Raw genomic sequence first — 13,996 nt, 5'->3', positions numbered from 1 at the left:
GGGCCAACGGAGCCGTTGTGTCCAGCATATTGAAAAGCATCGAAAAACACCCGGCGCTCTGGGCGCTGTGCCTCATTGTCCTGCCGACTCTGGCCCGGATCGCGTTCGTGGCGTCCGGCCAGCTCAATCTGGTGCAGGACGAGGCCCAGTACTGGGACTGGACCCGAAACCTCCAGCTCACCTACTATTCCAAGGGCCCGCTCATCGCCCTGATCATCAAGACATGGACTTCGGTGTTCGGCAATACCGAACTCGGGGTGCGGTTCGGCTCCATCATCGGGTCGGTCATGACCCAGTGCGTGCTGTTCTACTGCATCGCCAAGTACTGGCGCAAACCCGTGGTGGCCGCGGCAACCCTGCTGATCTTCAACACCATGCCCCTGTTCGTGGCGCTGGGCCTGCTCATGACCACGGACAACTCGTTCGTGTTCTTCTGGACCGTGTGCCTGTTCAGCCTGTACCAGTCCGCCCTGCCCAGAGAATCCATATTCCACGGGCCGGGCCAGCCCCGGACCGTGCCCTTCGTGGTCATGGCCGCGAGCTTCGGTCTCGGCATACTGGCCAAGTACACCATGCTCGGCTTCGCAGGACTGGCCGTGGTCTCGGCCCTGATCATGAGCGTGAGCCAACTGCTGCCACAACGCTACTGGCGACGGCTGCTGCTGGCATTGACCGCAGGCGTGATCATCGGCTTCCTGCCCACCCTGATCTGGAACATGCAGAACGACTTCGTGGGCTACAAGCACGTGTTCTACCTGATCGGGGTCAAGGGCAAGCAGGCGGCCCAACTCATCCGGTTCGACCGGTTCCCGGAATACTTCGGGTCCCAGCTCGGTCTGGCGCTGCCATGGTGGCTGGTCTTCGCCTTCATCGCGGGCGTACCGGCCGTGCGGCAGGCGCTGGACTTCCGCAGCAACCGCAGCTCCCACAACGAAAGCCAGCCCGACAAGCGGCAGGCCATCATCCTGTCCGTGTTCTTCTGGCCCATGTGGCTCTTCTTTCTGGCCTGGAGCTTCCACGCCAAGGTCATGCCCAACTGGACCACGGTCTCCTATGTTGCCGGGGCCATTCTGGCCGCCTTCACCCTGACGCGCTACATGGCCGCATCGCGCAGCAAGGCCCGGAAATGGGCAGGCGGCTTCACCTGGGCCAGTCTGATCATCCTGACGCTGGCGTTCAGCTACCACGTCCTGCCCCTGCCGGACAGCCTGAACATCACGCACCGGCTCAAGGGCTGGCAGGAACTCGGCGACACCGTGGGCGAGCTGGCGGAAACCAAATTCAAGGACCCGTCCAAGGTCTTCTTCTTCAGCGACCTGTACGACATGACCGCGGAACTGTCCTTCTACGTGCCCGGCCAGAAGCGCGCCTATTGCGCGTGGATCGATGACCGCCGCATGAATCAGTACGACCTGTGGCCCGGTCCGCAGGACAGGAAGGGCTGGGACGCGGTCTTCGTGCGCAAGCACCACACCGGCTCGCATCCCGAAGTGGCCAAAATGTTCCGCAAGATTTCGGAACCCATGTACATAACCACCACGTACAATGGCCGCCCGGCCAGAAAGTTCACCCTGTACCTGTGCTATGGCTATACAGGATACTGGCCCGAGCATCCGGGACGATATTAGGAATTCCCCCTATTATTTTTCAGCCCCGAACATGGTACATCCTCGGACGGTTTCCACAGCCGTCCGGGATGTTAAATCTTTTGCATTTTGTAGAGTATATCTAGATTTCAATGCGCCACAATGCATTCTGTTGACAATTCATGACACCCTGTGACAATGGATGAATCAGAATAGTCGGACTGTGGCATTATGGACAAACACGACACTTCCAGGACGCCGAAACTGCTGACCGTGCGGGAGGTCGCCGACCTGTTGCGCGTACATCCGCGCACGGCCTATCGGCTCGTGTCCGAGGGAAGCATCGGGGCGATCAAGATCGGCACCCAGTGGCGCGTGCCCGAGTCCGCCCTGATGGAATATATCGAGCGGGGTTTGCGGGAGTCGAGTCCCGGCCGGAAAAAACGGGACAAAGACCCTCGGCAGTACAAACTGCCTATGGAGTAAGGAGGCGAGGATGGGAAAACACGGCACGGACACTGGTCAGTTCGGCACTGACCCGATCATGAAGGTCAGGCTTCGCAACGATTTCGGGGATGATCTGCCGATCACCGGCCACCTCATCGGCGAGGAAATGTTTTTCGACGAGTCCACGGGAATGCTGACCATTGAAAAGCTGTATCAGACCGAAGACGAGCACCTCGGCTACAGCATCAACTCCGCCATTGGCCATTCCCGGGAACGACGGGCCTATGAATTGCAAATGAACGACCACTCCTGCATCGCCTCGAACGGCTCCCTGCGCCTGCAACTCGACACCGACGACCTCTTTGAACTGCTTGCCCTTGCCCTTGCCTCGGAACGCAAGGAGGAAAGCTCCCAGGTCACGGAACAGCTCCGCCGCCAGCTCGCCGCCAACGAATAGCTCCGCACTCCGCATCCTTTTCCGAAACGGGCCGCCAGAAGGTGGCCCGTTTCGTTTTGCCGACACTCCGCCCACCCTGTTGGCCAAGGGGCAGTCCATGCATCGGCTCACGAAGCCGAAAATTCCTTCCTCGCCCAAGGAACAACTTGTTGTCCAAGGTCCATGCATTCGTCTCGGTTTCGTAACAGCAATCAGGCATGCTGATTCGACTTTGCAACCCCTTTTGCTGCAGGAGTCACCATGATCCGGTTTGCCCACCACCGCTATACGTCGGCATGCACAACCCACGAATTCGCGGCGCCCCACAAAGATATCCAACGTACTACAACAGACATGGTTGTCGTGGGCTCGGCTGCGGTCGCCCTTGCCGCTCTGGCCCATGCGGGCAGTATCGGGATTTTCCAAGTATCAGGATTTCCTGCGTAAACGGCGCACCGCTGTCAGAGTCAGCACGAACACGCCAAAGGCCAAACCAAGCCCCGGCACCCATGTCATGCCTGCCCCGTCATCATCCGTTTCAGGAAGCGGCAACGGATTCACGGTTCGGCTGTTGGCCGGCAGGTTTGCCCTGCCCAGTCCGTACCGCGCCAGCGCGGCAAGATCATAGACAGGCTGCGGGCGCACCGTGTTCACCGGGATTTCCGAAGCCTGTTCGCCGTTCAGGATGCGCCGAACCACCTCGGCAACGGCCCTGCCCTGACCGATTCCGTCCGCGATAACGCCTCCGGCTGGTCCCTGACCGAAATCATGCCCGAACAGGGCGAAGATCGGGGCTCTGGACTCGCGGGCAATCTTGCCGACCATGGGCTCACCATGCCCGGTCGTTGCGGGATCGCCAAAGCCGCAATACAGCACTGCACTGCGGCTCGGCAGGCTGGACACGATCTCCAGCAGTCCGGCTCCGGAAAGTTTCTGTCGTCGGCCCGGTTCATGGCCGGGAAACCTCAACTCGATCCGATCGGCCCAGGGGGCAAAGGCCCGTGCCGCTTCCCGACGCAATCGAGCCCCTTTCACGGTCTCTGCCGTGATCACCGCAATCAGTCGCGTTTCCGGCAGCATGGCGACCACGGCCTGAAGCGCGGCGCCCATGTCCGGGCTTTCGATCACGCCCGTGCAGTCGCCGCACCATGCCATCCAATCCGCGGACGGTCTTTCCATGTTGCAGAAAACCACGGGCACATCTGCAAACAGATCGTCCCGATGGCGCACCAGAAACGAGAATGCGGCAGCTCCGTCTGCCACGACCGCATCCGGTGTCCAAGCGGCGCAGGTCGTCCTGAGCCGATCGTGTTGCAGATCGAAATACTCCTCGTCCTCTCCCCTGTCCGCGTCCAGAGCCTCCCGGCGCAGGATCGCGCCCGGCCCGATGCCCCGGGCAAGCCCCTGTACCAGATTTTCGGCCCAGAACGAATTCAGCGCCCCGGAATGCAGCACGGCAATCTCCGGCGCATTCCCTTGCCCTGCCAGGGCGTGAATTGGGAACAGACAGAAAAAAGCAAGGCCCCAGCATCCGGGACTCAAGAGGATTCGCATCCGGAAGGCAAGGGAATGAAAATGCATCGGAACCAATCGTCAGCCTTTACTGTCAGTGGAATAGAGTCAATCGACACTTATCGATTTGCTTTCTTTCTCATAGGCGACGACCCGATTCCGGCCCGACCGCTTGGCCGTGTACATGGCGGAATCCGCAGCCCGGACAAGGTCGCTGCTGTCCCACCCCTTCTGCCATTGGGCCACACCGATGCTCACCGTGAACTGGATGGGACGCTCCCCGAGCTGGCCGTCGGAACGCACGCGAAAGTCGTAGTGCTCCACGTCCGCACGGATGGCCTCGGCCTTGAGCACGGCCCTGTCCAAAGGCATGTTGCGCATGACCACGACCAGTTCCTCGCCTCCATACCGAGCGGAAAAGCCCTGATACTGCACGGCATGGGTCGCCATGATCCTTGCCAGCGCCTTGAGCACGTCGTCCCCGACCTGATGCCCGTGGGTGTCGTTCACGTTCTTGAAATGGTCCACGTCGATCAGCATCATGCTCAAGGGTGCGGGCTGCTTGCGCTGGGACAGCACCGAATCGTGCAGGTAGGCGTCCAACGCACGGCGGTTGCGCAGCTCCGTGAGCAGCGGATCGAAATTCGCGGTGCGTTCGAGCATCTGAGCTTTTGCCTGAAGCTCCCGCGATTCCTCGCGAAATTCAATAATCAGTTCCTGAAACATGTCCCGAACCTTGGAGACGATAAACGACGTATCCCCGCCCGCCTCGATCACGTCCACGGTCTGTTCCTTGAACGCATCCAGCTTGCGATTCTGGCGTTCGCTTGCGCCCTGCATGGACCCGATGACCTCATTCATCTCATTGAGCAATCGGGTCGCGGCACGCTTTTCCTCGGCCAGTGCCTTTTCCAGCTCCAATGTGCCGATGGTCTGCATCAGGTACATGTCCAGCATGGCCAGCACCTGCTCGAAATGTTCCCGGGAAAAATCCTTGCGCGCCAATTCGGCAAACATCTCGCGCTGAATCTCGCCCTTCTTCTCGTCCGAATACACGCTCAACTGCCGAAGTATGTTGCGAACGAAAAGCACTATCGCCAGCCAATCCGGGTCCGCATCTATGCCAAAATTCTTCAGGATGTTGGGAAGTTCTCCCATTCCATTGCAATTTTTCATCATATGAGCATCTCCTGCAGCGAAGGTACGGGCACTCCACGGATTATGGATTCGTTCCACAAATCACTATGGCAAGTTTCACAATGCCGGTAAAGAGACAGATTTGCGGAATTTCATCTTTGAAGGGCCTTCGGCGACCCTCCCGGGGGCGGGTCGGGCCCTGCCCGGACGCGCCAAGGAGCACGGCCCCTTGGATCCCCATTCCGTTTCGGGAATTGAAAGAGCCCGGAGTCATGCCCTGCCGGGACATGCCTCCGGGCTCTTTCAATTCCCGAAACAGGTGGTCCAAAGGATTCTCTTTTTTGGGTTGTTTCCCTTGAATGATTTTTCCACATCTCCCCATGCTGCCAAAGGCAGCATCACTTTCCATTCCGGCAAGCGAAATAGCCTGCCTGTCCGGTTGTTTCCACCACGGATCGCCAGTAGTCGGAGGAGAGGTTGAGCTTCTTGCGCTTGGCCGTGACCAGCGGCAGCGGCAGATGCACGAGCGAAGACTTGAGCAGGGACACGACCATGCCGGTCTTCCCGGCCATGGCGGCATGCACCGCGCTCTGGCCCAGAAATCCGCAGTAGATGCGGTCATTTGCATTGGCAGGCACGGACCGGATGATGTAGCTCGGATCAATGAACTTCATGACCAGATCACGCCCATTGTCCTTGAAGTGCTGCTTGATGCGCTTCTTGAGCAGGGTGCATATGTCCGCGAGCACGGGATTGCCCGAGGCGTCGCGCTCCCGGGTTCCCTCCACGAGATTCTGGCCCGCGCCCTCGGCGCAGACGATCAGGGCATGCCCACGGCAGTCCAGACGGCGCTCCAGAGCGGCGAGAAACCCGTTCTCCCCTTCCAGTTCAAAGGGACTTTCCGGGACGAGCACGAAATTGACTTCCTGAAGCGCCAGTGTGGCCTGTGCTGCAATGAATCCGGATTCGCGGCCCATGAGCTTGACCAGTCCCACGCCGTAGTCGACGCCCGTGGCCTCGACATGTGCGCACTGGATGGCCTCGGTGGCCTTTTCCACGGCCGTGTCGAAGCCGAAGGAGCGGGACACGAAATTGATGTCGTTGTCGATGGTCTTGGGGATGCCGATCACGGAAATCTTGCGGTTGCGTTTGGAGATTTCGTCAACAATTCCGGAAGCGGCGCGCATGGTGCCATCGCCGCCGATCATGAACAGCACGTTCACGTTCATGCGTTCGAGGGAGTCCACGATATCCACGGGCGACTGCGGCCCGCGCGACGAGCCGAGAATGGTTCCGCCGAACTGATGGATCGAGGACACGGCCTCGGGAGTCAGTTCCTTGACGCTGTATCCGTGCTCCGCAATGAATCCCTTCAGACCGAAACGGATGCCGAGCACGCTGCGGATTCCGTAATGATAGAAGGCCTCCATGACCACGGCGCGAATCACGTCGTTGATGCCGGGACACAGGCCGCCACAGGTGACGATGGCGCATTTGGTCTTGGACGGGTCGAAATACAGCTTTTCGCGCGGCCCGGCCTTTTCCATTTTCAAAGGAAGCGTTTCCGCATCCAGTTCGGACAATTCTTCGGACGTCAGCATCAGCTTGATGGGCTTGCTGTCATCCGTGAACCGTACAGGCGTCATGGGATTGGGAATCTTGGCCGTGCCGAGATTCGGAATTTCCGTGTCTATGCAAATGGGCTTCCTGGACATTCACGCCTCCTGACACGCACGGGCTCCGGTTGGCTCAGAATGAATTGAAGAACATTGCGGAAAACAGCCAAACAGCAGAATTCATGCGTGATATCTGTTGCAATGAATTGTGTTCATCAAGCGCTTTTCCATTGCTCGATGCTCGGTTCCGGCAGCTCGTTCACCGCTTCGAGCAACTCGGAACGGGAGGTGGAGGCGGCACCGACCTGCCCCACCACGATACCTGCGGCATAATTGGCCACGGTGCAGGCGGTAAGCAGGTCGCTTCCGGCAGACAGGGCCAGGGCCACAGTTGCAATAACCGTATCCCCGGCACCAGTAACGTCAAACACTTTTTGCGCAAAAGTCGGAATCCGGCACACATGGTCGCGTCCCTCGAACAGGGCCATGCCGTCGCCGCCAAGGGTGATGAGCAGGTTGTGGCAGTCCAGCCGATCAAAGAGCAGCTCCCCGGCACGCACCACGGATGCCCGGCCATCCACGAGAATGCCCGCGCCCTCTCCGGCTTCCTTGGTATTCGGGGTGAGCAGGTCCACGCCCGTGTACAGGTCGTAGTTCACGGTCTTGGGATCCACCAGCACCAGAGGACGCGGCGAGGTCTCCGCGACCAGCGCCATGAACCGATCCATGAACTCGCGGGAAATGAACCCCTTGCCGTAGTCCGACAGAATCACGACCGGATATTCCGCAATCTCGGCTTGCAGATAGTTGAAGAGCTGATCCAGCGAATCCTGCCCGAGGGGGGCGGACCGCTCGTGATCCACGCGCACCACCTGCTGATTTTGCGCCATGATTCTGGTCTTCTTGGTGGTGGGTCGATCCGATTCCCGAATCAGTCTGGTGGCAATGTCCGCCCGAACGCACAGGTCCTGCAGTATCTTGCCGTCCGGGTCATTGCCCACGGCAGCGACCAGCAGGGGCGAGCCGCCCAGAGCTGCTATGTTCCGGGCCACGTTTCCGGCTCCGCCGAGCACCACGTTCTCATCGCGCACACGCACCACGGGCACCGGAGCCTCGGGCGAGATGCGATCACACTGCCCGATCAGATAATGGTCAAGCATGAGGTCGCCCACAATCATCACCCTGTGTCCGGCCAGCGCCTTGACCGCTTGTCTGATTTTGCTGAGAGGCATATCTATTTCGTTATCCTGGCTGTAGATTTTTTCTTGTTCAGGCACATGATCAGCACCTGTACCGACATGGATTTCCGCCCGGCATCCGGTCGGGATTCTCATGAGCGGATCACGAACCGCAAACACTGCAACATGTTTTCCGCGGGGCTACGCCCTATTCCTCCGAAAATGTGATCCCCAATTTCTCGGCAAAGGACCGCAATGTCTCTTCGTCCTTGTACTGAATCGTAATCCTGCCCTTTTTCGGCGTTCCGGACATCTTCATCTGCAATCCTTCCAAACCGAACTGCTGGGAAAACGCGCCCTGAAATGCGTCCAGACGGGGATGCAGCGGTCTGGGGGCCTGCCTGGAACGCGCGGTCCCGGCCTTGCCCACCTCTTCCGCACCGGGCAGTCGCTGGTGTTCCTTCCAGAACGCGGCCTGTGCCTCGGCCTGACGCACGGTCAATCCGTTTTCCACGATGCGGCGATGCAGTTCCGACTGGGGCTCGGCTTCGGCCACCATCATCAGCGCTCTGCCGTGGCCTGCGGAAATTTCGTTGTCCTGAATGGCGGTACGGATCGATTCGGGCAGGTTGAGCAGACGCAGGGAGTTGGCAATTGCGGATCGGCTCTTGCCCACCTGACGGGCAAGCTCGTCCTGACTCAGACCGAACTGTTTCTGCAGCTGCTGGTAGCCGAGCGCCTCTTCAACAGGATTCAGGTCCTCGCGCTGCAGATTCTCGATCAGGGCAATGGCCAGACTTTCCTGATCGGTCATTTCCCTGACAAGGGTGGGAATCTCGGTCAGCTTGGCCAGCTTGGAGGCGCGCAGCCTGCGTTCGCCCGCCACGAGTTCATATCTGCCGTCCCTGAGAGGCCGGACCAGCACGGGCTGGAGCACGCCGCGCGTACTGATGGAGGCTGCCAGGTCCTCAAGCGCCTCCGGGGCAAAGGTTCGCCGGGGCTGGTGCGGATTGGGAATGATGTTCGAGACCGGAACCATGAGGATTTCCGAGGAATCCGTTCCCTTGGCCTCTTCCTCGCGCACGCCGCCGAGCAGTGCGTCCAGTCCGCGACCCAATCCCTTGTTACCTAACGACATCTGCAACTCTCCTTGCGTTTGGCACTTGCCCCCTTGGGCCGGAATGCCTATAACCCGGACGGATGATACGTATAACGCAACCGAACCGGAGATTTTCATGTCCAATGAGCATGTCACCGAATTGTTTGACGAGCACGGCAACCTCATCGGAGCCCTGCTGAACGCCGAGGCCTGGATCACGGTAAAGAAACACGTCACCAAGGAACTCGGCTGCGCCGCGCCCGAGCCGGAAAAACCAGAACCCGTTGCCGACTGGGAGCTGCTCAAGCAGTACTGGGACTTTCCCTACCCTGTCGACATGGATGTGACCTGCGAATGTTGCGGCAACCAGACCGAGGACTGGTCCGCCGACGAACCGCGCAAGTTTCGACTCTCCTCGGCCAATCTGGCCGGACTGGTATCCTTCACCTGCCAGACCTGCAAGGCCAAGATCGTCAAAAAACATTTCAAGGATTACATCAAGGCCGAATGCTCGCCCTATCAGGCTGAGAAAACGGCCGGCAAGGAAGGCCGCTACTAATCGCCCCGCCCTGCAAAGCGCCTCCCGATTTCTTCGGGAGGCGTTTTTTCATGCCGCGCCCACGGTGTGACTCCTCGCCACTTCCTGCGCCAGAGCCAGATAGGCTTCCGCGCCCTTGGATTTTATATCGTAATTGATCACGGGCTTGCCAAAGCTCGGCGCCTCGGAAAGCCGTACGTTGCGGGGAATGATGGTCTCGAACAGATGCTGGGGGAATGCCCTGCGCACCTCGTTCTTGACCTGCCAGGAAAGCCTGTTGCGGGCATCGTACATGGTCAGCACCACGCCGAGGATGTCCAGATCCTGATTGAGCCGCTTGCGCACCAGTTCGTACGTCATAAGCAACTGCGCAATGCCCTCCAGTGCGTAATACTCGCACTGAAGCGGCACCAGAAGCTCGTTCCCGGCGCACAAGGCATTGACCGTGAGCAGTCCGAGCGACGGTGGGCAGTCGATCAGAATGTAATCGAATTCCCCGTCCACCTCCATGAGCAGGTCCTTGAGGTAGTATTCCCGGCCCAGCTTGTCCACAAGCTCCAGTTCCGCCCCCACAAGATTCTGAGTACCGGGCAGAATGCGCAGAAACGGAATGCCGGTTTCGTAGATGGCCTTGTGAATGTTCTTTGGTTCGAACAGCACGGAGTAGACGTTTTCGCGCTGGTCCTGAGGATAGAACCCCAGACCGCTGGACGCGTTTCCCTGAGGATCGCAGTCCACCAGAAGCACCTTCTGCTCCATGACGGCCAAGGACGCCGCAAGATTGACCGCTGTGGTGGTCTTCCCCACTCCGCCTTTCTGATTGGCAATGACAATGCGTCTAGCCACGAAAAGTCCCTCTCTTTGCTCGTCGTCAACGTTGACCGGATGATGATCACTGTTTCACGTGAAACATTCTCATGATCTGATCATCACTGTTTCACGTGAAACAATCGCAGTACGCCTGCCCTGTGGGTAGAACGAAAACAGAATCTTGGCAAGATGCAAAACCGTTTTTCACGTCAACGGAAGCAAAAAAAACAGAGCTGAGGCATCAGCCCGAACAACGAAATTCTGCCCAAAGTCACTCCGTTCCTCCCCCCTGATTCCTCCTGAGTCGGAAAAGGGGAAACCCGGCCTTTCTCTCTTGTTTCAGGCACAAAAAAACGGGGACGATCCTGAGACCATCCCCGTTGTCTGCTCGCTTTTCCCGCTGCAACTCACGCCGTGAGCACGGCATGAACGATCACACGGGATCACAGACTATGCCTTGTAATAGTCGCGATACCACTCGATGAATTTGGTGATGCCGTACTCGATGGTGGTGTCGGGCTTGAATCCCACGTCGCGCACCAGATCGTCCACGTTGGCCTCGGTGGCCGGAACGTCGCCGGGCTGCATGGGCATATAGTTGTAGATGGCTTTCTTGCCCACGACCTTCTCGATGGTCTCGATGTATTCGGAAAGCTCGACCACCTTGTTGTTGCCGATGTTGTACACCCTGTACGGCACCGAGCTGGAGCACGGGTCCGGGTTGTTGCCGTCCCAGTCCGGGTTGGGCTTGGCCGTATTGGCAACCACGCGCACCACCCCTTCCACGATGTCGTCGATGTAGGTGAAGTCTCGGCGCATCCTGCCGTAGTTGAACACGTTGATGGGCTTTTCCTCGATGATGTTCTTGGTGAACAGGAAAAGCGCCATGTCCGGCCTGCCCCAGGGGCCGTAGACCGTGAAGAAGCGCAGGCCCGTGGTGGGCAGATCGTAGAGATTGCTGTAGGAGTGGGCCATCATCTCGTTGGATTTCTTGGTGGCCGCATACAGGCTCATGGGATGGTCGACGCCCTTGTGCGGAGACAGGGGCATCTCGGTGTTCAGGCCGTAGACCGAGCTGGACGAAGCGTACACAAGGTGTTCGACCTTGTTGTGACGGCACCCTTCCAGCACGTTGAGAAAACCGACCACGTTGGAATCGATGTAGGCCTTGGGATTCTCGATGCTGTAGCGCACGCCTGCCTGCGCCGCGAGATTGACCACATGGGTGAACTTCTCGGCAGCAAACAGATCGGCCATGGCCTTGTCGTCGGCCAGATCGATCTTGACGAAAGTGAAGGCCGGGGACTGCTTGAGGATGTCCAGCCGGGCCAGCTTGACGTTCACGTCGTAATAATCGTTCAGGATGTCGAGGCCGACAACCGTGTGGCCGTCCGCCAGAAGACGCCGGGACAGATGGAACCCGATGAATCCGGCGGCGCCGGTGACAAGAATCTTCATTCCGTGGTTCTTCCTATTTTGTTTCAGTGTCCTTCCTGCCCGGGGACAGGATATTGAGAAGGTCCAGCGGGACCGGGATGACCGTGGCGGTCCTGCTTTCGGACGCCATTTCCCGCATGGTCTGCAAATATCTGAGCTGCAGGGCTTCGGGGTACGCGCTGATGATCTGGGCGGCTTCGGTCAGCTTGGATGCGGCCTGAAACTCCCCTTCCGCTCCAATGACCTTGGCGCGGCGTTCGCGCTCGGCCTCGGCCTGCTTGGCCATGGCGCGCTGCATTTCCTGCGGCAGATCGATGTACTTGACCTCCACGGTGCTCACCTTGATTCCCCACGGGTCGGTGTGCTCGTCCAGAATGGTCTGGATCTGGGAGTTGACCTTGTCCCGGTGGGACAGGAGTTCGTCAAGCTCGACGCCACCACATACGCTACGCAAGGTGGTTTGGGCAAGCTGGGAGGTCGCGAACAAAAAATCCTCGATTTCCAGAATCGCCTTGACCGGGTCCACCACGCGGAAATAGACCACCGCGTTCACCTTCACACTCACGTTGTCCCGGGTAATGACATCCTGATTCGGCACATCAAGGGTCAGGATGCGGAGCGAGACCTTGGTCATGCGATCGACGACCGGAATCAGGATGATGAGTCCGGGGCCCTTGTGACCGATGCAGCGGCCAAGCCGAAAAATCACTCCCCGTTCATATTCGTTCAAAACACGCAGCGCGGACGCCAGAAAGGCGATAACCAACCCGAGAATGATGACAGCAGGCAAATACATGGGTGTCTCCTTTGTCTCAGCCCTTGTCCTGCAAGGGTTCCTGAGCCTTCGGCACGATTTCGAGCTTCAGGCCGTTTCTTGCGATTATCTTGACCTTTGACCCGCGGGAAAGGGGAAAATCGCTCAGAGCCCCCTTTGCGGCCCAAATTTCGCCTCTGACGAAAATCTGACCGGAATTTCCCTCCCATTGACGCACTTCCCCGACCAGACCGACCACATCGTCGCGCATGGGCGACGGTCTGCGCTGGGCGCGGACCACCAGAGTGACGAGCAGGATCATGACCAGAGAGATCAGGGCAACGGGCCAGACGATGAACGAGATGGGAATGCTGATGGTGCCGTATTCATCCCGAAACAGGATGACCGATCCGAGAAACAGGGAGACCACGGCGGCCACGCTGAGCATGCCGTAACTGGTTATCTTGATCTCCAGAATGAAAAGCACCAGCCCGAACAGGATCAGGAGCAGCCCGGTGATGTTCGTAGGTAGCACGGACAGGGCGAACAGGGCCAGCAGCAGGCAAAGTCCGCCGAACACCCCGGGGAAGACCGTGCCCGGATGGGTCAGTTCGATGAACAGGCCCATCATGCCGCCGAGAAGCAGCAGATACGCGATCTGGGGATGCAGAAGCCAGGAAAGGAACTCGTGCCGAAACGTGGGCACGAATCGGGTCATGCTCAGATCGGCCTCGGAAAAGGTCAGGGTATTGCCCTTGAACAGGATGCCCTTCTCCCCCGCCTTGACCAGAAACTCGTTCACGGACCGGGCCACGAATTCCACCACGTTCTTTTCCAGCGCCTCGGAATCCGTGATGCTCACGCTGTGGCGCACCGCATCCGAATACCATGCCGCATTCCTGCCGTGCGACTCGGCCACGCCACGCACCAGGCTCTCCATGTCGTTGACCACCTTGGAGGCCATGGTCTTGTTGATCTCCTCGCCCCCCAGTCCCACGGGCGAGGCCGCGCCAATCGTGGTTTGCGGCGCCATGCCCGCCACGGCCGAGGCCGCGACCAGAAACACGCCGGCCGACGCAGCCCTTGCCCCGGGCGGACCGACCCACACGGCCACGGGCACAGGCGCGTTGAGCATGAGCTTGACCATGTTGCGCATGGACTCGCCGAGGCCGCCGGGCGTGTCCAGCCGGACAAGCAGCAGGTCGTGCCCCTTGTCGCGGCACTCGGCAAGCGCGTCCTGAAGCAGCTCCTCGGAAGCCGGGGATATCGCGCCGGAAATCTCGACTTCCAGCACGGAAACCGCCTCGGCCAGAGATTGCCGGGGCAGAAAAAGGAACAGGAACAGAACCGCCAGAGTCAGCAGCAACCGGATTTTCTTCATGCCGGGCCTCCTCGGATTGGTACCACCATACACCGATTCTGGAGACCATGAAAGGATTGCCGATG

At 59.2% G+C, this 13,996-nt stretch carries 13 protein-coding genes; 4 read left to right on the top strand and 9 right to left on the bottom strand.

The window, feature by feature from the left end; genetic code table 11:
- Window positions 1-17 precede the first annotated feature (17 nt).
- From MPN23_RS13145 to MPN23_RS13135, 3 genes are all read left to right on the top strand, one after another.
- Window positions 18-1,628: an ArnT family glycosyltransferase gene (locus MPN23_RS13145; RefSeq protein ID WP_243544648.1), complete on the top strand. Its 1,611-nt coding sequence runs from the start codon at window positions 18-20 to the stop codon at window positions 1,626-1,628.
- Window positions 1,629-1,817: 189 nt separating this feature from the next.
- Complete coding sequence (locus tag MPN23_RS13140; RefSeq protein WP_243544647.1) at window positions 1,818-2,072, top strand: helix-turn-helix domain-containing protein; 255 nt, start codon at window positions 1,818-1,820, stop codon at window positions 2,070-2,072.
- Window positions 2,073-2,082: 10 nt separating this feature from the next.
- Window positions 2,083-2,490, top strand: coding sequence for a hypothetical protein (locus MPN23_RS13135; RefSeq protein ID WP_243544646.1), 408 nt, complete (start codon window positions 2,083-2,085; stop codon window positions 2,488-2,490).
- A 408-nt stretch (window positions 2,491-2,898) separates the two neighbouring features.
- On the opposite strand, the gene MPN23_RS13130 is transcribed toward MPN23_RS13135, so the two are convergent.
- From MPN23_RS13130 to MPN23_RS13110, 5 genes are all read right to left on the bottom strand, one after another.
- A complete protein-coding gene (locus tag MPN23_RS13130; protein ID WP_243544645.1) occupies window positions 2,899-3,924 on the bottom strand; it encodes a type 1 periplasmic-binding domain-containing protein in 1,026 nt (341 codons plus the stop codon).
- A gap of 165 nt (window positions 3,925-4,089) precedes the next feature.
- Complete coding sequence (locus MPN23_RS13125; RefSeq protein ID WP_243544644.1) at window positions 4,090-5,160, bottom strand: GGDEF domain-containing protein; 1,071 nt, start codon at window positions 5,158-5,160, stop codon at window positions 4,090-4,092.
- A gap of 356 nt (window positions 5,161-5,516) precedes the next feature.
- Window positions 5,517-6,833, bottom strand: a complete 1,317-nt coding sequence (locus MPN23_RS13120) for an ATP-dependent 6-phosphofructokinase (RefSeq protein WP_243544643.1) — start codon at window positions 6,831-6,833, stop codon at window positions 5,517-5,519.
- A 116-nt stretch (window positions 6,834-6,949) separates the two neighbouring features.
- Window positions 6,950-7,966: a D-glycero-beta-D-manno-heptose-7-phosphate kinase gene (gene rfaE1, locus MPN23_RS13115; protein ID WP_243544642.1), complete on the bottom strand. Its 1,017-nt coding sequence runs from the start codon at window positions 7,964-7,966 to the stop codon at window positions 6,950-6,952.
- A gap of 154 nt (window positions 7,967-8,120) precedes the next feature.
- Complete coding sequence (locus tag MPN23_RS13110; RefSeq protein WP_243544641.1) at window positions 8,121-9,050, bottom strand: ParB/RepB/Spo0J family partition protein; 930 nt, start codon at window positions 9,048-9,050, stop codon at window positions 8,121-8,123.
- Between the two features lie 97 nt (window positions 9,051-9,147).
- On the opposite strand from MPN23_RS13110, the gene MPN23_RS13105 reads away from it, so the two are divergent.
- The gene (locus MPN23_RS13105; RefSeq protein ID WP_243544640.1) at window positions 9,148-9,570 is read left to right on the top strand and encodes a hypothetical protein; all 423 of its coding nucleotides are present in this window, start codon (window positions 9,148-9,150) and stop codon (window positions 9,568-9,570) included.
- A gap of 48 nt (window positions 9,571-9,618) precedes the next feature.
- Here MPN23_RS13105 and MPN23_RS13100 read toward each other — a convergent pair whose 3' ends face one another.
- The 4 genes from MPN23_RS13100 to MPN23_RS13085 form a co-directional block, all read right to left on the bottom strand.
- The gene (locus tag MPN23_RS13100; protein ID WP_243544639.1) at window positions 9,619-10,395 is read right to left on the bottom strand and encodes a ParA family protein; all 777 of its coding nucleotides are present in this window, start codon (window positions 10,393-10,395) and stop codon (window positions 9,619-9,621) included.
- Between the two features lie 414 nt (window positions 10,396-10,809).
- Window positions 10,810-11,817 (bottom strand): NAD-dependent epimerase, encoded by a 1,008-nt coding sequence (locus tag MPN23_RS13095; RefSeq protein WP_243544638.1) that lies wholly within the window; start codon window positions 11,815-11,817, stop codon window positions 10,810-10,812.
- 13 nt (window positions 11,818-11,830) lie between these two features.
- Window positions 11,831-12,592 (bottom strand): slipin family protein, encoded by a 762-nt coding sequence (locus tag MPN23_RS13090; RefSeq protein ID WP_243544637.1) that lies wholly within the window; start codon window positions 12,590-12,592, stop codon window positions 11,831-11,833.
- Window positions 12,593-12,608: 16 nt separating this feature from the next.
- Window positions 12,609-13,931 carry an NfeD family protein gene (locus MPN23_RS13085; protein ID WP_243544636.1) on the bottom strand — a complete coding sequence of 441 codons (1,323 nt, stop codon included), beginning with the start codon at window positions 13,929-13,931 and terminating at the stop codon, window positions 12,609-12,611.
- Window positions 13,932-13,996 lie beyond the last annotated feature (65 nt).

This window comes from Pseudodesulfovibrio tunisiensis (assembly GCF_022809775.1).
Classification (GTDB): Bacteria; Desulfobacterota; Desulfovibrionia; order Desulfovibrionales; family Desulfovibrionaceae; genus Pseudodesulfovibrio; species Pseudodesulfovibrio tunisiensis.
Note: the sequence above shows the minus strand (reverse complement) of the source record. Positions and strands in the feature narration are given on the sequence as shown.

Coding starts and splice junctions, on each gene's coding strand:
- MPN23_RS13140 (WP_243544647.1), top strand. CDS start 1,818: ATGGACAAACACGACACTTCCAGGACGCCGAAACTGCTGACCGTGCGG.
- MPN23_RS13135 (WP_243544646.1), top strand. CDS start 2,083: ATGGGAAAACACGGCACGGACACTGGTCAGTTCGGCACTGACCCGATC.
- MPN23_RS13125 (WP_243544644.1), bottom strand. CDS start 5,160: ATGATGAAAAATTGCAATGGAATGGGAGAACTTCCCAACATCCTGAAG.
- MPN23_RS13120 (WP_243544643.1), bottom strand. CDS start 6,833: ATGTCCAGGAAGCCCATTTGCATAGACACGGAAATTCCGAATCTCGGC.
- rfaE1 (WP_243544642.1), bottom strand. CDS start 7,966: ATGCCTCTCAGCAAAATCAGACAAGCGGTCAAGGCGCTGGCCGGACAC.
- MPN23_RS13110 (WP_243544641.1), bottom strand. CDS start 9,050: ATGTCGTTAGGTAACAAGGGATTGGGTCGCGGACTGGACGCACTGCTC.
- MPN23_RS13105 (WP_243544640.1), top strand. CDS start 9,148: ATGTCCAATGAGCATGTCACCGAATTGTTTGACGAGCACGGCAACCTC.
- MPN23_RS13095 (WP_243544638.1), bottom strand. CDS start 11,817: ATGAAGATTCTTGTCACCGGCGCCGCCGGATTCATCGGGTTCCATCTG.
- MPN23_RS13090 (WP_243544637.1), bottom strand. CDS start 12,592: ATGTATTTGCCTGCTGTCATCATTCTCGGGTTGGTTATCGCCTTTCTG.
- MPN23_RS13085 (WP_243544636.1), bottom strand. CDS start 13,931: ATGAAGAAAATCCGGTTGCTGCTGACTCTGGCGGTTCTGTTCCTGTTC.